The organism is Kitasatospora sp. NPDC091335 (assembly GCF_044757205.1).
Lineage (GTDB): Bacteria > Actinomycetota > Actinomycetes > Streptomycetales > Streptomycetaceae > Kitasatospora.
In genome coordinates, this window is record NZ_JBIVUM010000001.1 from 617,989 (window position 1) to 642,683 (window position 24,695).

The 24,695-nt window shown below is 72.8% G+C and carries 25 protein-coding genes; 16 read left to right on the forward strand and 9 right to left on the reverse strand.

Annotation, left to right across the window (positions count from 1 at the left end; translation table 11 throughout):
• Positions 1-69: 69 nt before the first annotated feature.
• Positions 70-645 carry a dienelactone hydrolase family protein gene (locus ACIQOW_RS02750; protein WP_401079015.1) on the forward strand — a complete coding sequence of 192 codons (576 nt, stop codon included), beginning with the start codon at positions 70-72 and terminating at the stop codon, positions 643-645.
• A 134-nt stretch (positions 646-779) separates the two neighbouring features.
• On the opposite strand, the gene ACIQOW_RS02755 is transcribed toward ACIQOW_RS02750, so the two are convergent.
• The 5 genes from ACIQOW_RS02755 to ACIQOW_RS02775 all read right to left on the reverse strand — a co-directional run bounded on the left by ACIQOW_RS02755 (position 780) and on the right by ACIQOW_RS02775 (position 4,126).
• On the reverse strand, positions 780-1,559 hold the full coding sequence (locus ACIQOW_RS02755) for a VOC family protein (RefSeq protein ID WP_401079017.1): 780 nt from the start codon (positions 1,557-1,559) through the stop codon (positions 780-782).
• A 354-nt stretch (positions 1,560-1,913) separates the two neighbouring features.
• Complete coding sequence (locus tag ACIQOW_RS02760) at positions 1,914-2,237, reverse strand: DUF6191 domain-containing protein (protein ID WP_401079019.1); 324 nt, start codon at positions 2,235-2,237, stop codon at positions 1,914-1,916.
• Positions 2,238-2,334: 97 nt separating this feature from the next.
• Entirely contained in the window at positions 2,335-2,754 is a 420-nt protein-coding gene (locus ACIQOW_RS02765; RefSeq protein WP_401079022.1) for an I66 family serine proteinase inhibitor, read from the reverse strand.
• A gap of 147 nt (positions 2,755-2,901) precedes the next feature.
• Entirely contained in the window at positions 2,902-3,093 is a 192-nt protein-coding gene (locus tag ACIQOW_RS02770) for a DUF397 domain-containing protein (protein ID WP_401079025.1), read from the reverse strand.
• A 10-nt stretch (positions 3,094-3,103) separates the two neighbouring features.
• A complete protein-coding gene (locus ACIQOW_RS02775; RefSeq protein ID WP_401079028.1) occupies positions 3,104-4,126 on the reverse strand; it encodes a helix-turn-helix domain-containing protein in 1,023 nt (340 codons plus the stop codon).
• 15 nt (positions 4,127-4,141) lie between these two features.
• Here ACIQOW_RS02775 and ACIQOW_RS02780 point away from each other — a divergent pair, with 15 nt between their 5' ends.
• The 5 genes from ACIQOW_RS02780 to dnaE all read left to right on the forward strand — a co-directional run bounded on the left by ACIQOW_RS02780 (position 4,142) and on the right by dnaE (position 10,911).
• The gene (locus ACIQOW_RS02780) at positions 4,142-4,507 is read left to right on the forward strand and encodes an ATP-binding protein (RefSeq protein WP_401079031.1); all 366 of its coding nucleotides are present in this window, start codon (positions 4,142-4,144) and stop codon (positions 4,505-4,507) included.
• On the forward strand, positions 4,507-4,767 hold the full coding sequence (locus ACIQOW_RS02785) for a hypothetical protein (RefSeq protein ID WP_401079034.1): 261 nt from the start codon (positions 4,507-4,509) through the stop codon (positions 4,765-4,767). The genes ACIQOW_RS02780 and ACIQOW_RS02785 overlap by 1 nt, the downstream gene beginning before the upstream one ends.
• A gap of 162 nt (positions 4,768-4,929) precedes the next feature.
• Complete coding sequence (locus ACIQOW_RS02790; protein ID WP_401079037.1) at positions 4,930-5,994, forward strand: hypothetical protein; 1,065 nt, start codon at positions 4,930-4,932, stop codon at positions 5,992-5,994.
• Complete coding sequence (locus ACIQOW_RS02795) at positions 5,991-7,244, forward strand: hypothetical protein (protein WP_401079040.1); 1,254 nt, start codon at positions 5,991-5,993, stop codon at positions 7,242-7,244. Before ACIQOW_RS02790 ends, ACIQOW_RS02795 begins: the two co-directional genes overlap by 4 nt.
• A gap of 133 nt (positions 7,245-7,377) precedes the next feature.
• Complete coding sequence (gene dnaE, locus ACIQOW_RS02800) at positions 7,378-10,911, forward strand: DNA polymerase III subunit alpha (RefSeq protein ID WP_401079043.1); 3,534 nt, start codon at positions 7,378-7,380, stop codon at positions 10,909-10,911.
• A gap of 61 nt (positions 10,912-10,972) precedes the next feature.
• On the opposite strand, the gene ACIQOW_RS02805 is transcribed toward dnaE, so the two are convergent.
• Complete coding sequence (locus ACIQOW_RS02805; RefSeq protein ID WP_401079046.1) at positions 10,973-11,860, reverse strand: LysR substrate-binding domain-containing protein; 888 nt, start codon at positions 11,858-11,860, stop codon at positions 10,973-10,975.
• Between the two features lie 116 nt (positions 11,861-11,976).
• Between ACIQOW_RS02805 and ACIQOW_RS02810 the strand changes: the two genes are divergently transcribed.
• The 6 genes from ACIQOW_RS02810 to ACIQOW_RS02835 all read left to right on the forward strand — a co-directional run bounded on the left by ACIQOW_RS02810 (position 11,977) and on the right by ACIQOW_RS02835 (position 18,442).
• On the forward strand, positions 11,977-12,864 hold the full coding sequence (locus ACIQOW_RS02810) for a dihydrodipicolinate synthase family protein (RefSeq protein ID WP_401079049.1): 888 nt from the start codon (positions 11,977-11,979) through the stop codon (positions 12,862-12,864).
• Positions 12,865-12,967: 103 nt separating this feature from the next.
• The gene (locus ACIQOW_RS02815; protein WP_401079052.1) at positions 12,968-13,996 is read left to right on the forward strand and encodes an aspartate-semialdehyde dehydrogenase; all 1,029 of its coding nucleotides are present in this window, start codon (positions 12,968-12,970) and stop codon (positions 13,994-13,996) included.
• A 328-nt stretch (positions 13,997-14,324) separates the two neighbouring features.
• Positions 14,325-15,620: an NYN domain-containing protein gene (locus tag ACIQOW_RS02820; protein WP_401079055.1), complete on the forward strand. Its 1,296-nt coding sequence runs from the start codon at positions 14,325-14,327 to the stop codon at positions 15,618-15,620.
• 91 nt (positions 15,621-15,711) lie between these two features.
• Positions 15,712-16,710, forward strand: coding sequence for an ABC transporter ATP-binding protein (locus ACIQOW_RS02825; protein ID WP_401079058.1), 999 nt, complete (start codon positions 15,712-15,714; stop codon positions 16,708-16,710).
• The gene (locus ACIQOW_RS02830; RefSeq protein ID WP_188298714.1) at positions 16,707-17,516 is read left to right on the forward strand and encodes an ABC transporter permease; all 810 of its coding nucleotides are present in this window, start codon (positions 16,707-16,709) and stop codon (positions 17,514-17,516) included. Before ACIQOW_RS02825 ends, ACIQOW_RS02830 begins: the two co-directional genes overlap by 4 nt.
• Positions 17,517-17,656: 140 nt before the next feature.
• Positions 17,657-18,442 (forward strand): hypothetical protein, encoded by a 786-nt coding sequence (locus tag ACIQOW_RS02835; RefSeq protein ID WP_401079063.1) that lies wholly within the window; start codon positions 17,657-17,659, stop codon positions 18,440-18,442.
• Between the two features lie 46 nt (positions 18,443-18,488).
• Here the strand turns inward: ACIQOW_RS02835 and ybaK are convergent, their stop codons facing one another.
• From ybaK to ACIQOW_RS02850, 3 genes are read right to left on the reverse strand one after another with little or no spacing between them, the layout of a single operon-like run.
• Positions 18,489-18,983: a Cys-tRNA(Pro) deacylase gene (gene ybaK / locus ACIQOW_RS02840; protein WP_188298713.1), complete on the reverse strand. Its 495-nt coding sequence runs from the start codon at positions 18,981-18,983 to the stop codon at positions 18,489-18,491.
• A 31-nt stretch (positions 18,984-19,014) separates the two neighbouring features.
• Positions 19,015-19,743: an LON peptidase substrate-binding domain-containing protein gene (locus ACIQOW_RS02845; protein ID WP_317620267.1), complete on the reverse strand. Its 729-nt coding sequence runs from the start codon at positions 19,741-19,743 to the stop codon at positions 19,015-19,017.
• A 51-nt stretch (positions 19,744-19,794) separates the two neighbouring features.
• Entirely contained in the window at positions 19,795-21,375 is a 1,581-nt protein-coding gene (locus ACIQOW_RS02850) for an oxidoreductase (RefSeq protein WP_401079068.1), read from the reverse strand.
• 90 nt (positions 21,376-21,465) lie between these two features.
• Between ACIQOW_RS02850 and hisD the strand changes: the two genes are divergently transcribed.
• The 4 genes from hisD to ACIQOW_RS02870 are packed head-to-tail and all read left to right on the forward strand — an operon-like array spanning position 21,466 to position 24,654.
• Positions 21,466-22,773 (forward strand): histidinol dehydrogenase, encoded by a 1,308-nt coding sequence (gene hisD / locus ACIQOW_RS02855; RefSeq protein ID WP_401079071.1) that lies wholly within the window; start codon positions 21,466-21,468, stop codon positions 22,771-22,773.
• Between the two features lie 14 nt (positions 22,774-22,787).
• Positions 22,788-23,906: a histidinol-phosphate transaminase gene (locus tag ACIQOW_RS02860; protein WP_401079073.1), complete on the forward strand. Its 1,119-nt coding sequence runs from the start codon at positions 22,788-22,790 to the stop codon at positions 23,904-23,906.
• A gap of 5 nt (positions 23,907-23,911) precedes the next feature.
• Positions 23,912-24,505 carry an imidazoleglycerol-phosphate dehydratase HisB gene (gene hisB, locus ACIQOW_RS02865; protein WP_188298709.1) on the forward strand — a complete coding sequence of 198 codons (594 nt, stop codon included), beginning with the start codon at positions 23,912-23,914 and terminating at the stop codon, positions 24,503-24,505.
• Entirely contained in the window at positions 24,502-24,654 is a 153-nt protein-coding gene (locus ACIQOW_RS02870; protein ID WP_188298708.1) for a hypothetical protein, read from the forward strand. The genes hisB and ACIQOW_RS02870 overlap by 4 nt, the downstream gene beginning before the upstream one ends.
• Positions 24,655-24,695 lie beyond the last annotated feature (41 nt).

Here is a 24,695-nt window from a genome sequence, read left to right on the forward strand (position 1 = left end):
TCGTCGGGCCCGGTGAGGGATGCGGGATCATGGGTGGGTAGCCGACTCCCCTGATGAAGGACCCGAACCGTGGCCCAGATCGTCCTCTTCCACTCCGCCTACGGGCTGCGCCCCGCCGTGCGGGCCGCCGCCGAGCGGCTCCGCGCCGCCGGGCACACCGTGCACACCCCGGACCTGTTCGACGGGCGGACCTTCGACTCCGTCGAGGAGGCGCAGGAGTTCCAGGAGGAGCTCGGCGGCAGCGAGGAACTGCTGCGGCGGGGCGTGACGGCGGCCGCGCCGCTGTCCGAGGGCGGGCTGGTGTACGCCGGCTTCTCGCTGGGCGGCGCGCTGGCGCAGAACCTGGCGCTGGCCGACGAGAAGGCGCGCGGGCTGCTGCTCCTGCACGGCACCTCGGACCTGCGGGAGGACGCGGCCACCGAGATCCCGGTGCAGCTGCACATCGCGGAGCCGGACCCGTTCGAGCCGGAGGACTGGCTGAACGCCTGGTACCTGCGGATGGTGCGGGCCGGGGCGGACGTCGAGGTGCACCGGTACCGGGGTGCCGGGCACCTGTTCACCGACCCGGAGCTGCCGGACTACGACGCGCAGGCGGCGGAGCGGGCCTGGGCGGCGGCGCTGGCCTTCCTGGCGGAACTGGACTGAGCGGTGCCCCGGCCGTGCGTGGGAAGTCGGCCCGGCCGACCTCCTGTTCCCGAGCGGGGTCCGGCGGGGGTGGAACGGCGGCCGCCCGCCCGGATGGGGGCCGGGCGGGCGGCGGGTCGTGAGGGCGGGGCGGGTCAGAGCGGCTGGGGCTTGATCATGGCGAAGGGGGCGCCCTGCGGGTCGGCGACCACGGTCATCCGGCCGGCGACCATGTCGAAGGGCGGGGCGAGGACCGTCCCGTTGCGCTTGACCAGGGCGTCCACGGTGGAGTCGACGTCGTCGACCGAGAAGTACGTCAGCCAGTGCGCCGGGGTGCCGGGCGGGTCGTTGGCGAGCAGGGTGGCGCCGCCCACCGGCCGGCCGCCGACCCGCAGCTCCCAGTACGCGTCCGCGCCGTCCAGCGGCTCGATCTCGATGCCGAACGCCTCGCCGTAGAAGGCGGTGGCGGCCGGGATGTCGCTGGTGTGCAGCTCGTTCCAGGTCAGCGCGCCGGCCTCGTTGACGACCTTGGCGCCGGAGAACTCGCCCGGCTGCCAGGCGCCGAACACCGCGCCCTGCGGGTCGGCGGCGATCAGCATCCGGCCCAGGTTCCCGACGTCCATGACCGGCGCGAGCAGGGTGCCGCCGGCGGCGACGATCGCGTCCTGGGTGGCCTGGGCGTCGGTGGTGGCCAGGTAGCTGGTCCAGACGGTGGGCGGCTCCGGCGCTCCTTCGGGGGCCATCGCCGGACCGATGCCGGCGACGGCCTTGCCGTCCAGCTCGCAGACGGCGTACCCGCCGAACTCGGCCGGGCCGGGCTGGCCCTGCCAGCCGAAGAGGTCGCGGTAGAAGTCCAGTGCGGCCTGCTGGTCCTTGGCCATCAGATCGACCCAGCACGGGGTGCCGGTCGCGTACGGGGAGGTGACCTCGGGCATGATCGCCCTTTCTGGTGAGGGGTCTCTGCCGGTCACCATCTCCTTGCGCACCCTGGTTCGCCACTCGGCGCACCTCCCCGGCCGCCGGGTCGGACGGGCGCGGCGCGGCGGGGCCTGCCCGACGGACGTACGGGTGTGGGTGCGTCCGTTCGGGTGACGGGTGGTTCGACGCCGGGCACCGCGGCGGGCGGGTCGGTCGCGCGTGTGCGGGGACGAAGCGTGGACACCCGAGGGGCCGGAGGCCGTGAAGTGGCCGCGCGCGAGGATCGTCGCGATGCGCTCGGGGTCGGAGTGGAGCAGGACCGCCGGACGGTCCTCGGGGGCTCGGGGGGCGGGCCGGCTTCCTGCGCGGTGCTACCGGCGGGGCGGGATGACGGCGGTGCCTCCGTCAAGGTCGACACCGGTGCGGGGCGGGGCGCCGGCGTGGTCGTCGTCCCGCAGGACGAGCCGGGCTTGGCGCTGCTCGATCTGCACGCGTTTGTTGGCGTTGAGGAAGGCGTGGAACTCCTCGGTCGCGGTGGCACCGAGGCCGAGTTCGCCGGATCGGGACCGGGCCGAGAGCCGTCGGGACAGCCAGGCGGGATGGCCCGAGCGCGCGACGACGTGCCGGGCGGAGGCGAGCGTGAAGGGCACGATCACCAGCGCCGCCATGAGGAGCAGACCCGCCGTCATCACCATGTCAGCCCCAACGTGCTGTGGTGGCAGGTCAGTTCCGGCGTCGGGGGAGTGCGTGTGCACCGGAAGTCGGGCGGGCCGACTTCCGGTGCGGCGGGGGTCAGACGTCGATCTTCTCGAAGGTGAAGGCGGTGGAGCCTTCGAGGACGGGGATGACCTCGATCCTGCTCTGCTTGTTGGGTTCGAGGACGGTCCACGAGGAGCCCTGGGGGGACTTGATCTGATAGGTGTCCGGGGCGCCGTCGACGGGGATCAACTCCCACTCGGGGGCGTCGCCCTGGTCGAGGAGGAGGGAGACCAGCGGGCCGGCGGGCTTGAGGTCCTCCACGGCGGTCGGGGCGCCCTTGGCGTAGAGCCGGTAGTGGTTGTTGGGGTAGGCCTCGACGACCCAGACCGCGTCCTGGTCGTCGGTGTGGGCGAAGACGGCTTTGGGGGAGAGGTCCAGGGCTTCGTGACGGGCTCGGCCGATCTTGGCGTCGCCGTTCTGGATGGTGTAGAGGCCGGACTCCAGCTGTGCCATGGCTGTCATTCCTTCGCGGTGCGGGCGAGGTGCACGACAGTTGTACGTGGTCGGAGGAAGGCGGGGGAGGGGCCGCAGCGTGTCATCACCTGAACGAGCTACGCCCCCTCGCCCGGGGCGGGCGAGGGGGCGTGGGGGCGTGGAGTGTCAGGCGTGGTGGTCGAATTCGCCGGCCTTGACGCCGTGGAGGAGGGTGGCGAGGGCGGCGGGGGTGGTGTGGATGGTGAGGTGGCCCTCGTCGGACTCGCGGAGTTCGACTGCCCTGCCCGCGGTGCGGACCTCCACGCACTCGCTGCCGGAGCCGCTGAAGGATGACTTCTGCCACTCGGTGTAGGTCATGTTCGGCCTTTCATAGGCTTTGCGCGATCTTGCGAATCAGGCTACGAGACTTGCCCTCGCTCAGCGCCATCGATTCGGTGCGAGCAAAGATGGATCTGTAGCTGGTGAGCTCGTTGACTGCGTCCATGTAGACCGGACCTCGGGAGGACTCGATCTCGACAGTGTCGAGTTCCGGGACCTTGCCGAACGCGTAGGTGAGGTTCTCGATGGCCCCGGGGAAGGTGTCGATGCCGAACGGTACGACCCGGATGGTCATCCATGATTGCCCAGAGTCTTCGAGCAGCGATGCGAGTTGTTCCCGAAGGATCTCGACGCCTCCGAAGCGAGTCCACAGTGCGGATTCATAGATGAAGAAGGTCATCTGTTTCTGATCGCGGCGCAGATCGGCCTTGCGTTGCATCCTGAACGCGGTCCGGGCCTCCAGCTCGTGTCGAGGGATCGGAGGGATCGATCGTCCGAACATCGACGATGCATAGCTGATCGTCTGGCAGGGGCCAGGCATGTGCGTGAGGACCCACAGCATGAGGCTGTCCGCGCTCTTCTCAAGCTCGGAGACTTCGAGGAAGCCGTCTGGGATGGTGCCGCGATACTCCTCCCACCAACCTTTGGAGCGGTCCTGAATCATGGTCTCCAAGGCATCGACCAAGGGTTCGTTCATGCACTTGCAGGCGGCGGCGAAGGAGCGGAGCCGCTCCGGGCTGACGCCGACCTTCGCTGCCTCTATCTGGCTGACCTGCGTCCGGTCGATGCCGAGGGCTCTGCTCAGGGTCAAGGTCGACAGTCCGGCTGCCTCGCGCATCTTCCGAAGCTCGGCCCCGACGCGGCGTTGACGAAGCGTCGGGTTGACTCGTGGCGGCATTGGTCCCTTCCTTGCCGAAGTGCCCCAAGTCTGCCGCGCTGCTGCGCTCGGGGTCCACTTGAGGATGAATCTATCCGGATCTGGGATCACACATGATTCCAGAGGGGTATCGTCAGTGCTACGTCGATCCGATGGATCGTCAGCTCTGGCTGTTGTCAAGCCACTTCTTCGCATCCCCGGAGAACTTCCATGCGTCTCGTCAACACCCCCACCATCGCCGTCGCCCGTCAGACCCTCTGCACCACCATGACCCGCGTCGGCTGGGCCCCCGCCACGATCTCCGACGCGCAGCTCGCGCTCTGTGAGCTGCTTGTCAACGCGTGGCGCCACACCGACACCCCCGCCCCGCTGGTCGAGATCATCTCCGTCAACGACTCGCTCCGCGTCTCCGTCACGGACGAGAGCCCGGTCCTGCCCTCCGCCCCTCCGCTCTCGCTGCTCGCCGAGTCGGGGCGCGGCCTCCAGCTGGTCGAGGCCCTCACCCACCGCTGGGGCGTCGACCCCCACGAGCGTGCCAAATCGGTCTGGTTCGAGCTGCTGAAGGACGCCGGCTGATGATCTACCGCCCCGGCCGCCACCCGATGCTGCCGACCGACCCCCGGATCCGGTACTACACCGAGGACCACATCCGCACCCTCCTCGCCGAAGTCCAGGAGCGGGGCCGCGAGTTCGGCCTCATCTTCCCCTCGATCGACACCGACAGGACCATGGACGGCCGCGTCCTCGTCCGCTTCAACACCGCGCCGGCGTCGACCCTCCTCAACCTCCTCACCCTGCTCCTCGACGCCGAACGCAGGACCCCGTGCGATACCTGATCGGGACGGCCCTCGCCGCCCTCCTCGCCCTCGCGGTCTCCACGGTCGCCCTGGGCGTCGTCACCGCCCTCCGCGCCGCCCCGCCGCCCGACGAGGACACCTGACCCACCACCCGCCGGCCCCCGCCGCCCACGCGCCGGGGGCTCCGGCACGATGGACCCCATGCACACCGACCACTACGCACCGACGACCACTCTCCCCGGCCTCCTCCAGCGCGGCCGGGGCCAGGGCGCGCTGATCGCCGCCGAGGACCGGGCGTCGGTCGCCGACCTGGTGTACGGCTGCATCCGCTGGGAGTGGCGGTGGGACTCGCTGGTCGACGACCGGCACCTCTACCTCGCCCGGCTGATCCGGGACCTGGACCTTCCGCTCGCGCCGGTGGTGGAGTTCCTGTCCGGCGACGAGGACACCCGGTACCGGGCCACCCGCGTTCTGGAACTGCTCGCGCTCGCCGGCTCGGAGGAAGCCCGCGAGGCGCTGCCGGAATCCGCTCCGGAGGAGGACGGGCCGACCACGCGCCACCCCGTGGAGGACCCGTACCCCGACCGCGACAGCGCGAGCCTGCTCGCCCTGCTGCGCGATCCGGCAGCCCCCGAAGGCGCCAAGGCGACCGCTCTCCACGCGCTGTCGCTCCGTCCGCCGGAGCCCGCGCTGATCCCGCTGGTACCCCGGCTCGGCGCCGCCGACGGCACCCGGCAGGTGCCGTACCTGGGGCGGGCGGTCGCACGACTCGCCGGGCAGGCCGTGCCGGCGGCCCGGCAGTGGGCGGCCTCGGAGCAGGACTGGCTCTCCTGGCTGGGCCTCGGAGTGCTGGCCGCCCACGGCGACGAGAGCGACGTGCCGGCCCTCGTCGCCGAGCTGGAGCGGCACTGGGTGGACCGCACCTGGTGCGGCCCCGACACCCTCGCGCGCGGCCTGGCGCGCTTCGGATCGAAGGCCGCCGACGCCGTCTCCCTGCTGCGCCGCTTCTGGCTCTCGACCCCGCACTCGTACGAGCGTCCCGTCTACCTGGAGGCGCTGGCGGCGATGGGAGCCGCCGGCACGGCCGAGGCGTACACCGAGTCGCTGTGGGACTGCGAGGTGCGTGCCCGGCTCCTCGGGGTCGGGCACGCACCCGACCGGCCCGAGGTGAGGACCCGCCTGGCGTACCTCCGCGACGATCCGATGGAGGCGCCGGAGGTCCGTGAAGCCGCTGCCGTCCGACTCGCCGGACTTGTGCAGTCATGACGGAGAGCTACGCGCCGGCCGGCACCCTCCTCGGCCTGCTCCAGCGCGGCCGGGGCCTGGGCGCGCTGACCGCCGCCGAGGACCCCACCGCCGCCGAAGCCGTCTACGCCTGCGTCCGTACGGACTGGCGCTGGGACCGGCTGGTCGACGAGCGCCACCTGTACCTCGCCAGGCTCCTCCGGGACCTGGCCCTCCCGCTCGACCCGGTGGCCGACGCACTGGCCGGGGACGAGGAGGACGGTGGGCAGGCCGCCCGGGTACTGGAGCTGCTGGCGCTCGGCGGGTCGGACGAGGCGCGGGAGACACTACGGGCGTACATCCGCGAGGGCGAGCACTGGCTGTCCGTCCTGGAGTCCGTGTCCGAGCGCTGGCCGGTGGAGTGGTGGGAGGACCTGCGCGACGTCGCGCGGGCCCGCCTCGGCGCTGACGACGACCCGACGCCCTGGGCGAGGGCCTGGGAGCACTGGGGCATATCCATCCCCAGGCCGGACCGCCGGCCCCCGGAGCCGCACCTGCCGACAGCGCCGGCGAACGCGGAGCTTCTGGCGATCCTCGCCGACCCCACCGCGTCGGAGGACCGCAGGTCGGACGCCCTGTACGTGCTCTACCACCACCGGGACCCGGAGCCCGGCCTCCTCCCGCTGGTGCCCTCGCTCGGCACGGCGGACGGCGAACACTCGCTGCCCCTGGTGACCGGCGTCCTGCGGAAGCTCGGCGCCCACGCCGTGCCCGCCGCCCGGGACTGGGCCGCCTCGGACACCCGCTGGCTGGCCTGGGAGGGGCTGAGGGTGCTGGCCGCGCACGGTGAGCCGCGGGACGCCCCGGCGCTCCTCGCCGAACTGGAGCGGGACTGGGCGCGCCGCACCTGGTGCGGTCCGATGATCATGGCGCAGGGCCTGGGCCGGCTGGGCCTCGACGCGGCCGGCGCCGTCCCCCTCCTCCGCCGCTTCTGGGTCCGCACCCCGCACTCGTACGAGCGCCCCGCCTACCTCAGGGCGCTGGCCGCCGTCGACCCCGCCGGGCTGGACGAGGCGTACACCGAGTCACTGTGGGACTGCCAGGCCGAGGCCCGGCTCCTCGGGGTCGGGCACGCACCCGAGCGGCCCGGTGTGAGGACCCGCCTGGCGTACCTCCGCGACGATCCGATGGAGGCGCCGGAGGTCCGCGAAGCCGCCGGAGCCCGACTCGCCGGGCCGACCAGGGGAGCCGCGAACGGCGCGGGGGAAGCCGTTCGGAGGGGGCTAGAGTAGACGGGTGAACGTGTGAGTGATGGTCCGGGCCCCGCGAGGCGCTCCGGACCACATCCATTTCCGGGGGTACCCCCTGTGACCCGCACGTTCGCCGGCCCACCAGCCCAGCACCAGAGCCCCCGGAGGCCCCGCCTTGAGCGACCAGCCGTTCGCGCATCTGCACGTCCACACCGAGTACTCGATGCTGGACGGTGCCGCCCGGCTGAAGCAGATGTTCAAGGAGGTCGAGCGGCTCGGCCAGACCCATGTCGCCATGACCGACCACGGCAACATGTACGGCGCCGCCGAGTTCCACCGGCAGGCCACGGACGCGGGCATCACCCCCGTCATCGGCATCGAGGCGTACGTCGCCCCGGAGTCCCGCTCCAACACCAAGCGCATCCTGTGGGGCCAGCCGCACCAGAAGCGCGACGACGTCTCCGCGTCCGGCGCCTACACCCACAAGACCATCTGGGCCCGGAACAAGGAGGGCCTGCACAACCTCTTCAAGCTGACCTCGCGCTCCTACTCCGAGGGCTGGCTGGTGAAGTGGCCCCGGATGGACAAGGAGCTGATCTCCGACCTGTCCGGCGGCCTGATGGCCACCACCGGCTGCCCCTCCGGCGAGGTGCAGACCCGCCTGCGGCTCGGCCAGTTCGACGAGGCGGTGAAGTCGGCCGCCGACTACCAGGACATCTTCGGCAGGGAGAACTACTTCCTGGAGCTGATGGACCACGGCCTCGACATCGAGAAGCGGGTCCGCGACGGGCTGCTGGAGATCAGCAAGAAGCTGAACATCCCCCCGGTGGTCACCAACGACTCGCACTACACCACCGAGGCCGACGCCGGCGCGCACGACCTGCTGCTCTGCGTCCAGACCGGCAAGAACCTCTCCGACCCGGACCGCTTCCGCTTCGACGGCACCGGCTACTACATCAAGTCCGCCGCCGAGATGTACGCGCTGGACTCCTCGGACGCCTGGCAGGAGGGCTGCCGCAACAGCCAGCTGCTCGTCGCCTCCCGGGTCGACACCGAGGGCATGTTCAAGTTCAAGAACCTGATGCCCCGCTTCCCCATCCCGGAGGGCTTCGAGTCCGAGGCGGACTTCTTCAAGTCCAAGGTCTGGGAGGGCATGGACTGGCGCTTCCCGGACGGGTACGACGAGGAGCACAAGAAGCTCGCCGAGTACGAGATGGACACCATCATCCAGATGGGGTTCCCGGCGTACTTCCTCGTGGTCGCCGACTTCATCATGTGGGCCAAGAGCCAGGGCATCGCGGTGGGCCCCGGCCGTGGTTCGGCGGCCGGTTCGCTGGTCGCGTACGCGATGGGCATCACCGACCTCGACCCCATCCCGCACGGCCTGATCTTCGAGCGCTTCCTGAACCCCGAGCGCATCTCCATGCCCGATGTCGACATCGACTTCGACGAGCGCCGGCGCGGCGACGTGATCCGCTACGTGACGGACAAGTGGGGATCCGACAAGGTCGCCATGATCGTCACGTACGGCACCATCAAGGCGAAGGCCGCCATCAAGGACTCCTCCCGGGTCCTCGGCTACCCGTACGCGATGGGCGACCGGATCACCAAGGCGATGCCGCCGGACGTCATGGGCAAGGGCATCCCGCTCTCCGGCATCACGGACAGCAGCCACCCCCGCTACGGCGAGGCCGGCGAGATCCGCGGCCTGTACGAGAGCGACCCGGACGTCAAGAAGGTCATCGACACCGCGCGCGGCATCGAGGGCCTGATCCGCCAGCCCGGTGTGCACGCCGCCGGCGTCATCATGTCCGCCGAGCCGCTCACCGACCACATCCCGGTCTGGACCCGGCACACCGACGGCGTCACCATCACGCAGTTCGACTACCCCACCTGTGAGGGCCTCGGCCTCCTCAAGATGGACTTCCTCGGCCTGCGCAACCTGACGATCATGGACGACGCCGTCAAGGCGATCGAGCGGAACAAGGGCGAGAAGATCGAGCTGCTCAAGCTGCCGCTCGACGACAAGCCCACCTACGAACTGCTCGCCCGCGGCGACACGCTCGGCGTCTTCCAGCTCGACGGCGGCCCCATGCGCTCGCTGCTGCGCCTGATGAAGCCCGACAACTTCGAAGACATCTCCGCCGTGCTGGCGCTGTACCGCCCGGGCCCGATGGGCGTCAACTCCCACACCAACTACGCGCTGCGCAAGAACGGCCAGCAGGACATCACCCCGATCCACCCGGAGCTGGAGAAGCCCCTGGAGGAGGTGCTCCGGCCGACGTACGGCCTGATCGTCTACCAGGAGCAGGTGCAGAAGGCCGCGCAGATCCTGGCCGGCTACTCGCTCGGCCAGGCGGACCTGCTGCGCCGCGCCATGGGCAAGAAGAAGAAGGAGATCCTGGAGGCGGAGTTCGTCCCCTTCCAGAAGGGCTGCCGCGAGCGCGGCTACTCCGACGCGGCCATCCAGGCCGTGTGGGACGTCCTCGTCCCCTTCTCCGGCTACGCGTTCAACAAGGCGCACACCGCGGGCTACGGGCTGGTCTCGTACTGGACGGCGTACCTCAAGGCCAACTACCCGGCCGAGTACATGTCGGGCCTGCTCACCTCCGTCAAGGACGACAAGGACAAGTCCGCGGTCTACCTCAACGAGTGCCGCAAGATGGGCATCCAGGTGCTGCCGCCGGACGTCAACGAGTCGGACTCGGACTTCACCCCGCACGGTGACACCCTGGTCCGCTTCGGCCTCACCGCGATCCGCAACGTCGGCGGCCCGGTGGTCGAGTCCATGATCCGCACCCGGAAGGCCAAGGGGAAGTTCGCGTCGTTCCCCGACTTCCTGGACAAGGTGGAGTCGGTGGTCTGCAACAAGCGGACCGTCGAATCGCTGATCAAGGCCGGCGCCTTCGACTCGCTCGGACACACCCGCAAGGGCCTGAGCGCGCAGTTCGAGCCGATGATCGACAACGTGGTCGGCGTGAAGCGCAAGGAGGCCGAGGGGCAGTTCGACCTGTTCGGCGGCGACGCCACCGCCGACGAGCCGAGCTTCGGACTGGACGTCGTCTTCTCCGAGGAGGAGTGGGAGAAGTCCTTCCTGCTCACCCAGGAGCGGGAGATGCTCGGCCTGTACGTCTCCTCGCACCCGCTGCACGGCATCGAGCACGTGCTCGCCGACAAGGCGGACTGCGCGGTGGCGGACCTCGCGGAGCGGCCGGACGGGACGATCGTCACCATCGGCGGCATCATCTCGGGCCTCCAGCGGAAGATGACCAAGCAGGGCAACGCCTGGGCGATCGCGACCGTCGAGGACCTGGCGGGCTCGATCGACTGCATGTTCTTCCCGGCCAGCTACCAGCTGGTGTCCTCGCAACTGGTCGAGGACGCCGTCGTGTTCGTGCGCGGCAAGCTGGACAAGCGGGAGGACGTGCCGCGGCTGATGGGCATGGAGCTGTCCGCCCCCGACCTGTCGAACGCGCACGCCGACGCGCCGATCATCATCAACATCCCGAGCGGGAAGGTCACCCCGCCGCTGGTGGCCAGGCTCGGCGAGGTGCTGGGGAGCCACCGGGGCACCACCGAGGTGCGGGTGCGGCTGGAGAGCCGCAACAAGACCACCGTGCTGCGGCTGGACCGGCACCGGGTGAAGTCGGACCCGGCGCTGTTCGGGGACCTGAAGCAGCTGCTCGGGCCGAGCTGCCTGGTGGTCTAGCCGTACCCGTCACGAAGGGCTAGGGGCCGGGCGCCCCGGGCCCTTCGCGTACGCGAGGTCCTCAGGCCCCGCTGCCCAGCCCCGGCGGCACCGCCGTGTGCAGCGCCGAGACGAAGGCGGAGATGGCCGGGTGGGAGCCCGCGCCGGCGCGGAAGGCGGCGCGGGTGCGGCGGTACATCGGCAGGCGGGTGAGGACGACGCCCGGCCGGGACCCGGCGGTGCCCAGGTGGGGGACCAGGGCGACGCCCTGGCCGGCCGCGACCAGCGCCAGCACGGTGGTGAAGTCGTCGATCTGGTGCCGGACGCGGGGGGCGAACCCGGCCGCCTCGCAGGCGCGGACGGCCATGGTGTGGCAGAGCGTGCCGCGCGGGGACATGATCCACGGCGCGCCGCGCTGCTCGGCGACGGTGCCGGGGGCGCGGGCGGCCAGGTACATGGGCTCGGTGAAGACCGGACGGGTCACCGCGAGGCCCGGCTCAGGGTCGGCCGGGACGAGGTCGTACTCGTGCACCAGCGCCACGTCCAGCTCGCCCGCCCGCAGCGCGGCGCCGACGGCCGCCGGATCCACCTCGGTGACCATCGGCTCCAGCCCCGGGTGCCAGGAGGCCAGTTCGGCGAGCACCGCGGGGATGATCGCCCGGGCCGCCGAGGGGTAGGTGCCGATCCGCAGCGGACCGGCCAACCCCCGCTTGGCGTGGGCGAGTTCGGAATCCGCCTGCTCCAGCAGGGCGAGCACCGCCTCGGCGTGCCTGACCAGGCCAAGACCGGCCGGGGTGAGGGCGACCCGCCGGCCGGTGCGCTCCAGCAGTGGGACGCCCGCCTCCTTCTCCAGGACGGACAGCTGCTGGGACACCGCCGAGGGGCTGAAGGACAGCGCCTCGGCGACGGCCGCGATGGTGCCGAGGTGGGCGAGTTCGCGCAACAGGCGCAGGCGTCGGACGTCCAGCATCAGGCCACCCTAGGCCCTGGCGCGGGACATTCCCTGCCGAGCATCGGCTCAGCTTACGAGAAGCGTCGGACATGTGAACTGGACCTGAGTGATCGCCGGGCCGCAGGATCGTGGGCATGGAACTCACGGGCATCCACGTCCCCCTGATCACCCCCTTCGCCGCCGACGGATCCGTCGCCCTCGACGCGCTGGAGAAGCTCGCGCACGAGGTCCTGGACGCCGGGGCGGCCGGACTGGTCGCGCTCGGCACCACCGGCGAGCCCGCCGCGCTGACCGCCGAGGAGCGCGACGCGGTGGTGGACGTCGCCGCGGCCGCCTGTGCCGCGCGCGGGGCGCAGCTGACCGTCGGTGCCTCCGGCGGCGACACCCGGGCCGTCGGCGAGGCGCTGGCCGCGCTCGGCGCGCGGGTGCCGCGGGCGGCGGCGCTGGTCACCACGCCGTCCTTCGTCCGGGCCGGGGAGGCCGGGACGGTCGCGCACTTCCGGGCGCTCGCCGCGAGCAGCCCGCTGCCGCTGGTCGTCTACCACATCCCGTACCGCACCGGGCAGCAGCTCTCCACCGCGGCGCTGCGCGAACTCGCCGCGATCGAGGGCGTGGTGGGCGTGAAGTACGCGACCGGAGGGCTGGACCAGACGGCCGCCGAGCTGCTCGCCGACGCCCCCGAGGGGTTCGCCTTCCTCACCGGTGAGGACGCCTTCCTCTCGCCGATGATGGCGCTCGGCGCGGCCGGCGGCATCCTCGCCTCGGCGCACCTGGCGACCGCCCGGTTCGTCGAACTGGTCGAGGCCTGGCAGGCCGGGGACGTGGCGCGGGCGCGGGCGCTCGGGCACCGGCTGACCGGGCTGGCGCTGTCCGCGTTCACCGCCCCCAACCCGACGGTGACCAAGGGGGTGCTGCACGCCCAGGGCCGCATCCCGACCCCGGACGTCCGGCTGCCGCTGCTGCCGGCCGGGGAGGCGGAGGTCCGCGCCGCGCTGGCGCTGGCGAGCGGTCTGGACCAGTAGTCGCGCTCTCACACCGTGGAACACCAGGCCGCCCGACCCGCGTGACAAGGCATGATGGGCGGAGTGCGGCTGTGAACAGCACCATTCAGAGGAGTAGTCGGAGATGAAGATCGGCATTGTCGGTGCCACCGGCCAGGTCGGCGGTGTGGTCCGCGAGATCCTGGCAGAGCGCGACGTCCCGGTGGAGCAGCTGCGGCTGTTCGCCTCGGCCCGCTCGGCCGGGCGCACGCTGCCCTGGCAGGGCACCGAGGTCACCGTCGAGGACGCGGCCACGGCCGACTACACGGGCCTGGACATCGTGATCTTCTCCGCCGGCGGCTCCACCTCCAAGGCCCTGGCCCCCAAGGCCGCCGCGGCCGGTGCCGTCGTGATCGACAACTCCTCCGCCTGGCGCCGCGACCCCGAGGTCCCGCTGGTCGTCTCCGAGGTCAACCCCGGGGCCATCGCGGACCGCCCCAAGGGCATCATCGCCAACCCCAACTGCACCACCATGGCCGCCATGCCCGTGCTGCGCCCGCTGCACGAGGAGGCCGGCCTGGCCGCGCTCGTCGTCTCCACCTACCAGGCGGTGTCCGGCAGCGGGGTGGCCGGCGTCGCCGAGCTCCAGGACCAGGCAGCCAAGGTCGTGGACGGCGCCGCCGCGCTCGCCCACGACGGCGGTGCCGTCGAGTTCCCCGAGCCCAAGGTCTACCAGCGGCCGATCGCCTTCAACGTGGTGCCGCTGGCCGGCTCCGTCGTGGACGACGGCTCCAACGAGACCGACGAGGAGCAGAAGCTCCGCCACGAGAGCCGCAAGATCCTCGGCATCCCGGAGCTCAAGGTCGCCGGCACCTGCGTGCGCGTCCCGGTCTTCTCCGGCCACTCGCTCCAGATCAACGCCCGCTTCGAGCGTCCGATCAGCCCCGAGCGCGCCGTCGAGCTGCTCGCTGCCGCCCCCGGTGTCGAGCTGTCCGACATCCCCACCCCGCTCCAGGCGGCCGGCCGGGACCCGAGCTACGTCGGGCGCATCCGGGTGGACGAGACCGTGGAGAACGGTCTGTCGCTGTTCATCTCGAACGACAACCTGCGCAAGGGCGCCGCGCTGAACGCCGTCCAGCTGGCCGAGCTGGTCGCCGCCGAGCTGAAGGGCTGACGCGCCGGGACGGAAGGGCCGGACCCGGGGACGGCAAGGCCCCCGGGACGGCGGACCGGCGTCCACCGGTCGGAACACCGCTGCGTGACCTGGGGCGGGCCTCGTCGTTGTACGGGGCCCGCCCCCGCTTTCGTTCGCTCCGCGCCGGGGCGGCTGTTGCGGTACCGGGACAACACGCGAGGTTCGGCGGGCGAACCGCGGGTAAAAGGTGACCCACCGATCGGACGACGGGGGCCCCTCACCTCGGCACGCCCGGACGGCGGGCGGACCGCCCGTTCCCGAAACGATCCACCCGACTGATCCGAGGGCGAGCGAGAAGAGGTGCGCGATGGACCGCTGTGTCGTCCTGGTGGACGCCGGATACCTGCTGGGCGCCGCCGCCAGCCTGCTCGCGGGAGATCCATCCCGGTCCAAGGTCACCGTGAACCACACGGCCCTGATCACCGCACTGCGCGAGCGCGCCGAGGCGGAGACCGGGCTGCCGCTGCTGCGGATCTACTGGTTCGACGCCGCGCCCGACCGGCGCCCGATGCCCGAGCACCGGCGGCTGCGGGTCCTGCCCAGGGTCACCGTACGGCTCGGCGCGCTCACCCGGGCCGAGGGGCGCTGGGTGCAGAAGGGCGTGGACGCCGCGATGCACGCCGAACTCTCCGAACTCGCCCGCAACCGGGCCTGCGCCGACGTCGTGCTGATCACCGGGGACGGGGACCTGCTGCCCGGCATGATGACCGCCAAGGAACACGGGGTGGCCGTCCACCTGTGGGCCCTCCAGGCCGCCGACGGCGACTTCAACCAGTCCGAGGACCTGGTCGGCGAGGCGGACGAGCGGCGGGTGCTGGACCGGGAGTGGATCGAGGGGTCCTTCTCGCTGCGGGAGCACTCCAGCGTGTTCCCGGCGCCGGGGGCCAGGCAGGAGATCGCCAAGATCCTCGCCGCCCCGCCCGCCCCGCCCGCCGCGGCACCGCCGGTGGTCACCCCGGCCGCCGCCGCCCCGGCGAGCGCGGCCCCCGCCGACGGAGGGCCGCAGCCGGCCGCCGCGGCCGCGCTCAAGGTCGTACCGACACCGAAGGACCTCGCCGGGCGGGCCTCCTCGGTCACCCCGATCACCCCGGTGGCGAACGGCGCCGTCGGCCCCGGCACCAACGGACACGGCGCGAACGGCTCCAACGGCGCCAACGGGCACGGGGCGCTCGCGCAGGCCGGTCCTGTGCTGCGCTGGTCCTCCGACCGCGGCTGGGTGGACCGGCCGGCCCCCGAGCCCGCCGTCACCGCCGGCGACAGCCTGCCCACGCTCGCCCAGCTCACCACCGCCGAACAGCGCTGGGCCGACCGCGAGGAGGACATCACCTCCATCGGCGGCGACGCCCACGAGGTCGGGCAGGTCTTCGCCCGCCGCTGGAGCGATCGCGTCGGCGACGCCGAGAGACTCACCACGCTCTGGCCCGACTACCCGCGCATCCCGCACCGGGTGGACGGCGAACTGCTGCGTTACGCGGCCCGCTTCGGGCTGCTGGCGCACAAGGACGACCAGATCGACGAGCACGACCGCTACGCCATCAGGGCCGGCTTCTGGAAGGAACTGGCGGCACGGGTGCCGGGCGGGTCGATGGTCGTCGACGACTGACGGGCTCCGGACACCGCGGGAGGAACGGCCCGGGCGCCGGGACGGGCCCCGTTGTCCGGTTCGCCCGTATGAACGCGTAGAGTCTTCGGTCGTGAACGAGACGGCCGGGCGAGCACCCGAGGAACCCCAGCCGTGCGTCGCCGTGCGCGACCTGGTAAGGACCTACCGCAGCGGGCGCGGCGCGGCCGCCGGCGAGATCCGGGCCAACGACGGGATCAGCCTCACCGTCCGGCCGGGCGAGGTCTTCGGGCTGCTCGGGCCGAACGGAGCGGGGAAGTCGACGCTGGTGCGCCAGCTCACCGGGCTGCTGCGCCCCGACTCCGGATCCGTCGAACTCTTCGGCCACGACATCGTGCGGCACCCGGAGCGGGCCGCCCGGTTGCTCGGCTACCTCGGGCAGGAATCCACCGCGCTGGACGAGCTGACGGTGGCGCTCGCCGCCGAGACCACCGGCCGGCTGCGCGGACTCACCCGGGCGCGGGCCAGGAGCGTCGCCGCCGACGTGCTGACCGAACTCGGGCTGGAGCCGCTTGCCGCCCGGCCGCTCGCCAAGCTGTCCGGCGGGCAGCGGCGGCTCGCCTGCTTCGCGGCCACCCTGGTGGGGGACCGGCCGCTGCTCGTCCTGGACGAGCCGACCACCGGCATGGACCCGGTCGCCCGGCGCGCGGTGTGGGCCGCCGTGGACCGGCGCCGCGCCGAGCAGGAGACCACGGTGCTGCTGGTCACCCACAACGTGATCGAGGCGGAGACGGTGCTCGACCGGGTCGCCGTGGTGGACGAGGGCCGGGTGATCGCCTGCGACACGCCCGGCGGGCTCAAGGCGTTGGTGGACGGTGACGTCCGGCTCGACCTGGTCTGGCGGGACGAGGCGCCGGTCGGCGTGCCCGCCGTCGCCGCGCTGCGCGAGCGGGCCGAGTGCGCCGGGCGCCGCTGGACCGTCCGCACCACCCCCGAGCAGGCCCGCGAACTGGTCGCCGCCGTCACCACGGGACCGGCCTTCGCCGCGCTCGACGACTTCACCCTCGCCACCCCGAGCCTTGAGGACGCCTACCTCAAGCTGGGCGGCCGCCACGGAGGACTGGCCAAGTGACGCTGCTCTCGGTACCGCCGGAGACCCGCCGGTCCACGGCCGCCCCCGCTCCGCTCGCCCCCGCGGCCGGGCTGCTGCCCGGGCTCGCGGCCGTGTACCGGGCGCAGCTCGCCCGGGCGCGGGTGGCGCGCATCCCGCTGCTGTTCGTGGCCACCTTCCAGTCGCTGGGCATCCTGGTGATGATGCGGGGCGTCGTGGAGGCCGGGCAGTCCTCGGGGGCGCGGTCGGTGGTCGCGGGGGCGAGCGTGCTGGTGGTGGCGTTCGTCGCGCTGAACCTGCTCGCCCAGTACTTCGGGAAGCTGCGGGCCACCGGGGGCCTCGACCACTACGCGACGCTGCCGGTGCCGGCCGCCTCGGTGGTGCTGGGGACGGCCGCGGCGTACGCCTCGTTCACCCTGCCGGGGACGCTCGTCACGGCGGCGACCGGGGCGGTGCTGTTCGGGCTGCCGCTCGGGCAGCTCTGGGTGCTGCTGGCGGTCGTGCCGCTGGCCGGGGCGGCGCTGTCCGGGCTGGGGGCGGCCTGCGGGCTGCTCGCGCCGCGGCAGGAGATCGCGACGATGCTCGGGCAGCTCGGCATGTCGGCCGCACTGCTGCTGGGCGTGCTGCCGACCGACCACCTGCCGCAGCCGGTGCTGTGGCTGCGCGCCCTGCTGCCGTCCACGTACGGGGTGGAGGCCTTCGCGCGGACGTTCACGCCGGACCCGGACTGGGTGGGGGTGCTCGTGGACCTCGCGGTCTGCGCGGGCGTGGGCGTGGTGTCGCTGGCCGTGGCCACCTGGGCGTACCGGCGGGCGGTCTCCCGCTAGGACGCTTCGCGGCAGGGCCCCTCGCGGCAGGTCCTTCGTGGCAGGACGATCCGGGGCGGGCCGTTTCTCGGGGGAGGGGGCCGGGGGCGGGCCGCCGACTGGGTGGGCCGTCCGCGTGGCCGTCGTGAAACGATGGGCCCGTGACCGCACCGAACACACCTCCGGATCCCGCCGACGCCGATGCGCGGGCGGTGCCGGACGCAGCGCCCGACCCGTTCGCGCCGCCGCCGGGGGCCACCGCCCTCAAGGACGGCGCGCCCCCGCTGGGGCGGCGGCTGCTGCCGGAGGTACGGGTCGGGGCGGGTGTCGTCGTGGCCTGCCTGGTGGCCGGCGTGGTGTTCGCCGGGCTGTGGGCCTGGCTGGCGCCGAAGGTGCCGCTGGTGGTGGACGGGGACCGGATCCTCTACGCGGACCCCGAGGGGGAGCAGCGGGCCGGCGCCGACGCGGTGTTCGTGCTCATCGGCCTGGGCGCCGGGATCGTGACCGCGCTCGGGGCCTTCCTGGTGACCCGGCGGCGCGGGGGCGGCATCGCGGTCGCGCTCGGGCTGACCGTCGGCGGGCTGCTCGGATCGATCGGGGCCTGGCGGATCGGGCGGTGGCTCGGGCCCGGCAACGACCTGATCGGCGAGGCCCGGCGGGTCGGTGACGGCGGGCACTTCGACGCGAGCATCGACCTGGGGGCGCTGGGCGCGCTGCTGGTCTGGCCGATGGCGGCGATGGTGGTGCTGCTCCTGCTCTCGGCGGCGTTCGGGAAGCGGGAGGAGGACCCGCCGCCGTACTGGGGGGTTCCGGCGGGGGTGCCCGCGGCGCAGGCGCCGACCGGGCCGTGGGCCGCTCCGGAGACCGGGCCGTCCGGGCCGCCCGGACCGCAGGACGGTACGGGGAGCGATGCGCAGCGCGGCACGGAGAGCGGCACGCAGCGCTGACCGGGCCGTGGGCCCTGGCCGGCGGGCCCGGGGGCGCGGGGGTTCCTCAGCGGGCGATCGGGGCGGTGCGGGCCTTGGTCAGGGTGACCAGGTCGGCCGGGGCGAGTTCGACTTCGAGGCCCCGGCGGCCCGCCGAGACGTAGACCGTCGGGTGACCGAGCACGCTGGCGTCGACGACGGTGCGCAGCGGGCGGCGCTGGCCCAGCGGTGAGATGCCGCCGAGCACGTAGCCGCTGCTGCGCTCGGCGGCGGCCGGGTCGGCCATGACGGCGCGCTTGCCGCCGACGGCGGCGGCCAGGGCCTTGAGGTCGAGCCGGCAGGCGACCGGGACCACGCCGACGGTGAGGGTGCCGTCCACGTCGGCGACGAGGGTCTTGAAGACCCGGTCGGGGGCGATGCCGAGGACCTCGGCGGCCTCACCGCCGTAGGAGGCGGCGGCCGGGTCGTGGTCGTAGGAGTGCACGGTGAACGGGACGGCGGCGGCTTCCAGGGCGACGGTGGCGGGCGTGCCCTGGCCGCCCTTCCTGGTCTTCTTGGCCATGCGGGGGTCCTCGGTTTCCTCGGGGCCCCGGTCAGTTGGGGCTGAAGCGCTGGCGGGTGAGGTCGGTGGCGGGCAGCGAGGGCAGCCAGGTCAGGACGGCGGTCTCGCGGCGCAGCAGGTCGAGTTCGGTGCGCAGCCGCTGGGCGGTGTCCGGGCAGGCGAGCAGCTGCTGCTTGACCGGGGTCTCGAACACCGAGGCGGCGGCGACCAGGTACGAGAGCACCTGCGGGTCGTCCGGGAGGTCCTGGCGGCCGACGGTGCTGGCCTCGCGGGCGCCGGCCAGGCGCTTCTGGTAGACCCGGAACGCCCGCTCCACCTCCGAGGCCAGCGCGCCGGAGCCCTCCCCGGGGCGTTCCTCGATCTGCTCGACCTCCCCCGTCAGGTACGGCCCCGAGACGTCCGCCGAGCACAGCCGGAACCGGGTGGTGCCGGTGACCAGCAGCTCGTAGCGGCCGTCCGGCTGGTGCTGGACGGAGGCGACGTCGGCGACGCAGCCGATGTGGAAGACCGCCTCCAGCGGGTCCCCGGTGACGGTGCCGAGGCCGTCCAGCGGACCGGCCGGGCCGTCCTCCGGCCTGACCGGAGCGACCTCCCTGCCGTCCTTGATCGCGAGCACGCCGAACCGCCGGGGGGCGTCCTCGGGCTGCTCCAGCAGATCGGCGACGAGACGGCGGTAGCGCTCCTCGAAGACGTTCAGGGGCAGCACCAGGCCCGGGTAGAGCACGGTGTTCAGGGGGAAGAGCGGCAGCCGTTCTGTCACGGCGGACAGCGTAGTTCCCCGGACCGGGCCCTTGTCGCACGGATAACGGCCTCAGCCCCGCTGGAGCATCCTGGTGGCGCCGGCGACGACGGTGGAGGCGAGCAGCCAGCCGACGACGACCAGCCCGGCGGAGATCCACTGGGCGAGGCCGCCGGGGTTCCAGCCGCCCTGGCCGAGGTCCACGATCGGCAGCAGCTGGTTGAGGGTGTACAGCACCGGGTTCCAGTGCGGGCGCTCGTCGGCCTTGAGCGGCTCCAGCGGGTGGGTGGCGAACCAGAGGCTGCCGAGGAACCAGGCGAGCAGCAGCCACAGGCCCGCCCGGCCCGGGCGGTAGCCGTAGCCGACGGTGGCGTCCTGGACGGCGCCCCAGACCCGGGCCGGCAGTGGCAGGGTGCGGCGGCGCCGGCGCTGCTTGGCGTAGAGCACCTCGCGGGCGTCGTCGTCGGCGCCGTCGCGGCGCAGGGCGGCGGCGAGCTGCTCGTAGGACTCGGGCTGGAAGTCCACCGAGGAGCCCTCCAGCCAGGCGATCCGCTGCCGGACGGTGAAGGACGTGATCGGGCGCAGGTTCTCGTAGACGAAGCCGGTGAGCCGCAGGTGCCTGCCGAGCGGCCAGGCCTGCGGGTCGTCGACCAGGTTGCCGATCCGGGCGCGGGAGAGCGAGACGGTGCCGGTGGGGCGGAACTTGCAGGAGAAGCGCAGCTCGGGGGTGTGGATGCGGCTCAGCGCCAGTTCGTCGTCACCCTCCAGGTGGAACTCCCCGGAGATCAGGCAGGCGCCCTCGAAGCGGGAGTCGGACAGCCGCACCCGGCCGAAGGCGCGGAACGGGGTGACGGGGCCGTCGGGCGGCGGGTACTCGCCGTAGCCGGAGCCGTAGTAGCCACGGGAGCCGACCCAGCCGAGGTCGGCCGAGCCGGTCAGGTAGAGGGTGTGGCCGACGCTGATCCGGACGGCGTTGAGGCAGATGCGGTTCTTCCGCGGGATGGCGCGCAGCTGGGCGCCGCGCAGCGAGAGGCGGCCGCCTATCCGGGCCGTGCGGATGCTCAACTCGCCTGTGGTCTCCAGGCGTTCGGCCTCGAAGTCCTGGTTGACGGCGATCCCGTCGGCGGACAGGGCGCGGGCGTGGCGGTCGCCGCCGATGACGGTCTGGTTGAGCAGCAGGTCGGTGCCGATCCTGGCGTCGGTGAGCCGGATGCCGCCGGGGACGCGGCAGCGGGCCAGGTGGAGGTCGCCGGTGGTGGAGAGCCGGGAGGCCTCCAGCCGGGGGATCAGGCAGCGCACGAAGCGCAGCGTGGGGGCCGCGGCCTCGGAGACGAGGATCTTCTGCTCGAAGCGGCAGTCGTGCACCTCGACGTAGCGGTCGATGGTGGCGCCGGCCAGCTTGAGCGCGCCGGTCACCAGCACGCCGCTGAGCCGCAGCGAGGCGACCTTGCCGGGGGCGGGCGCCGGGCCGGCCAGCAGCAGATGGGCCAGCACCTCGGCGCGGACGGTGCGGTCGGGGCCCCAGACGGCGTCGCCGAAGGGGTCGTCGGTGTCCGCCTCGCCGGTTCGCAGATCCAGGATCTCGCCCTGGCGGTAGGCCTCCCAGAGCCTTCGCTCGACCCCGTTCCAGCCCTCCGGAGCGCGCTCCGCCATGGTTCCCCCGTCCCCCCGGTCGTCTCGCCCTTCGTATCACGGACTGAAATGCGGGACCAGCGGTTCCGGCCACTCCTTACACTGGGTGGCGTGATCTCTCGAATCGACCTCCGCGGCTCGCTGGACGACCCGCGTGACCTGCTGCCCCGTGCCGAGTTCGACGTTGCCGACGCCCTGGAGAAGGTGCGGCCGATCGCCGAGGACGTACGCCATCGCGGGGTCGCGGCGCTGATCGAGATCACCGAGCGCTTCGACGGCGTCCGGCTGGAGTCGACCCGGGTCCCGGCCGAGCAGCTGACCGCCGCCCTGGAGACGCTGGACCCGAAGGTGCGGGCCGCCCTGGAGGAGTCGATCCGCCGGGCCCGCGTCGTGCACGGGGACCAGCGCCGCACCGGGCACACCACCCAGGTGGTGCCGGGCGGCACGGTCACCCAGCGCTGGGTGCCGGTCGAGCGGGTCGGCCTCTACGTGCCCGGCGGGCTGGCGGTCTACCCGTCCTCCGTCGTGATGAACGTGGTGCCGGCCCAGGAGGCGGGCGTCAGGGGCATCGCGGTCACCTCGCCGCCGCAGAAGGAGTTCGATGGCCGGGTCCACCCGGCCATCCTGGCGGCCTGCGCGCTGCTCGGCGTGGACGAGGTCTACGCCGTCGGCGGCGCCCAGGCGGTCGCGATGTTCGCCCTCGGCACCGAGGAGTGCGCGCCGGTCAACATGGTCACCGGCCCGGGCAACATCTACGTGGCCGCCGCCAAGCGCTACTTCGCCGGCCGGATCGGCATCGACTCCGAGGCCGGCCCGACCGAGATCGCCGTCCTCGCCGACGACAGCGCGCTGCCGTCCGACGTCGCCGCCGACCTGATCAGCCAGGCCGAGCACGGCCCGACCTCGGGCTCGGTGCTGGTCACCGACTCCCCGGCGCTGGCCGACGCGGTCGAGGCCGAGCTGGCCGTGCAGGTCGCCAGGACCAAGCACGGCGAGCGGGTGGCCGAGGCGCTGGGCGGCCGGCAGTCCGGCATCATCCTGGTCGACGACCTGGAGCAGGGCCTCGCCGTGGTCAACGCGTACGCGGCCGAGCACCTGGAGATCCAGACCCGCGACGCCCACGCGGTGGCGGCCCGGGTCGTCAACGCCGGCGCGATCTTCATCGGCCGCTGGACCCCGGTCTCGCTGGGCGACTACGCGGCCGGCTCCAACCACGTGCTGCCGACCGGCGGCTGCGCCTGCCACTCCTCCGGGCTGTCGGTGCAGACGTTCCTGCGCAGCGTCCAGGTCGTCGAGTACGACCGGGACGCGCTGGCGGACGTCGCCGCGCACGTGGTCACCCTGGCCAACGCCGAGGACCTGCCGGGGCACGGGGACGCGATCAAGGCACGCTTCGACTGGACGGTTCCCGGCTCGTGACTCGTGAGGCTTCTGTGACCCGTACGAACAGCACGACCCGGATCGACGACCTCCCGATCCGGGAGGAGCTGCGCGGCCAGTCCCCGTACGGCGCGCCGCAGCTGGACGTGCCCGTCCAGCTGAACACCAACGAGAACCCGTACCCGCTGCCCGAGGAGCTGGTGGCCCGGATCGCCGAGCGGGTCGCCGAGGCCGCCCGCGGGCTGAACCGGTACCCCGACCGGGACGCGGTCGAGCTGCGCGAGGGCCTGGCCGGGTACCTCGGGAAGACCACCGGCTTCCCGGTCGGACGCGAGCAGGTGTGGGCCGCCAACGGCTCCAACGAGGTGCTCCAGCAGCTGTTGCAGACCTTCGGCGGCCCCGGCCGCAGCGCGCTCGGCTTCGAGCCCTCGTACTCGATGCACGCGCTGATCTCCCGCGGCACCGGCACCGCGTGGATCTCCGGCCCGCGCAACGACGACTTCACCATCGACGTGGACGCCGCCGTCGCCGCCATCGCGGAGCACCGGCCGAACGTGGTGTTCGTCTGCTCGCCGAACAACCCGACCGGCACCGCCGTGGACGCCGGCACCGTGCTGCGGCTGTACGAGGCCGCGCAGGCCGCCCGGCCCAGCCTGGTGGTGGTGGACGAGGCGTACGTCGAGTTCTCGCACCGCCCCTCGCTGCTGCCGCTGATCGAGGGCCGCCCCAACCTGGTGGTCAGCCGCACCATGTCCAAGGCCTTCGGTGCGGCCGGGCTGCGCCTGGGCTACCTGGCCGCCGACGCGGCCGTGGTGGACGCGGTGCAGCTGGTCCGGCTGCCGTACCACCTGTCGGCCGTCACCCAGGCCACCGCGCTGGCCTGCCTGGAGCACACCGACACCCTCCTCGGGTACGTCGGGCGGCTCAAGGAGGAGCGCGACCGGCTGGTCGACGCGCTGCGCGGGCTCGGCCTGGAGGTCACCGACTCGGACGCCAACTTCGTCCAGTTCGGCCGCTTCGCCGACACCCACGCGGTGTGGCAGGCGATCCTCGACCAGGGCGTCCTGGTCCGCGACAACGGCGTCCCCGGGTGGCTGCGCGTCACCGCCGGCACGCCCGCCGAGAACGACGCCTTCCTGGACGCCGTCCGCAGAGTCAGCAAGGAGCTGTGACCCCCATGTCCCGCATCGGACGCGTCGAGCGCACCACCAAGGAGACCTCCGTCCTGGTCGAGATAGACCTCGACGGCACCGGGAGGACCGAGATCTCCACGGGCGTCGGCTTCTACGACCACATGCTCGACCAGCTCGGCCGGCACGGTCTGTTCGACCTCACCGTCAAGACCGACGGCGACCTGCACATCGACACCCACCACACCATCGAGGACACCGCCCTCGCGCTCGGCGCGGCCTTCAAGCAGGCGCTCGGCGACAAGGTGGGCATCTACCGCTTCGGCAACTGCACCGTGCCGCTGGACGAGTCGCTCGCCCAGGTCACCGTGGACCTCTCCGGCCGGCCGTACCTGGTGCACACCGAGCCCGAGGGCATCGCACCGATGATCGGCTCGTACGACACCACGATGACCCGGCACATCCTGGAGTCCTTCGTGGCCCAGGCGCAGATCGCGCTGCACGTCCACGTGCCGTACGGGCGCAACGCGCACCACATCGTGGAGTGCCAGTTCAAGGCGCTGGCCCGGGCGCTGCGCTACGCCGCCGAGCGCGACCCGCGCGCGGCCGGAATCCTTCCGTCGACCAAGGGTGCGCTGTGAGCAATACCGCGATGATCCTCATCTTCGTCGGCCTCTTCCTGGGCGGCGGAGTGATCTCCTTCTGGAAGCAGAAGCACTCCAGGAGCGTCATCCTGGTGCTGGCCTTCGGCTCCGTGATGTGCCTGGCCTCCGGCCTCATGCGCCTGTAGACCGCCGCCAGCCACCACCGCCAGCCGCCCGCCGCACAGAG

Bases quoted from the DNA above. Each gene is read 5' to 3' on its own strand.
- ACIQOW_RS02755 (WP_401079017.1), bottom strand. From the start codon at position 1,559: ATGCCCGAGGTCACCTCCCCGTACGCGACCGGCACCCCGTGCTGGGTC.
- ACIQOW_RS02760 (WP_401079019.1), bottom strand. From the start codon at position 2,237: ATGGTGATGACGGCGGGTCTGCTCCTCATGGCGGCGCTGGTGATCGTG.
- ACIQOW_RS02765 (WP_401079022.1), bottom strand. From the start codon at position 2,754: ATGGCACAGCTGGAGTCCGGCCTCTACACCATCCAGAACGGCGACGCC.
- ACIQOW_RS02770 (WP_401079025.1), bottom strand. From the start codon at position 3,093: ATGACCTACACCGAGTGGCAGAAGTCATCCTTCAGCGGCTCCGGCAGC.
- ACIQOW_RS02775 (WP_401079028.1), bottom strand. From the start codon at position 4,126: ATGCGAAGAAGTGGCTTGACAACAGCCAGAGCTGACGATCCATCGGAT.
- ACIQOW_RS02780 (WP_401079031.1), top strand. From the start codon at position 4,142: ATGCGTCTCGTCAACACCCCCACCATCGCCGTCGCCCGTCAGACCCTC.
- ACIQOW_RS02785 (WP_401079034.1), top strand. From the start codon at position 4,507: ATGATCTACCGCCCCGGCCGCCACCCGATGCTGCCGACCGACCCCCGG.
- ACIQOW_RS02790 (WP_401079037.1), top strand. From the start codon at position 4,930: ATGCACACCGACCACTACGCACCGACGACCACTCTCCCCGGCCTCCTC.
- ACIQOW_RS02795 (WP_401079040.1), top strand. From the start codon at position 5,991: ATGACGGAGAGCTACGCGCCGGCCGGCACCCTCCTCGGCCTGCTCCAG.
- ACIQOW_RS02805 (WP_401079046.1), bottom strand. From the start codon at position 11,860: ATGCTGGACGTCCGACGCCTGCGCCTGTTGCGCGAACTCGCCCACCTC.
- ACIQOW_RS02810 (WP_401079049.1), top strand. From the start codon at position 11,977: ATGGAACTCACGGGCATCCACGTCCCCCTGATCACCCCCTTCGCCGCC.
- ACIQOW_RS02815 (WP_401079052.1), top strand. From the start codon at position 12,968: ATGAAGATCGGCATTGTCGGTGCCACCGGCCAGGTCGGCGGTGTGGTC.
- ACIQOW_RS02820 (WP_401079055.1), top strand. From the start codon at position 14,325: ATGGACCGCTGTGTCGTCCTGGTGGACGCCGGATACCTGCTGGGCGCC.
- ybaK (WP_188298713.1), bottom strand. From the start codon at position 18,983: ATGGCCAAGAAGACCAGGAAGGGCGGCCAGGGCACGCCCGCCACCGTC.
- ACIQOW_RS02850 (WP_401079068.1), bottom strand. From the start codon at position 21,375: ATGGCGGAGCGCGCTCCGGAGGGCTGGAACGGGGTCGAGCGAAGGCTC.
- hisB (WP_188298709.1), top strand. From the start codon at position 23,912: ATGTCCCGCATCGGACGCGTCGAGCGCACCACCAAGGAGACCTCCGTC.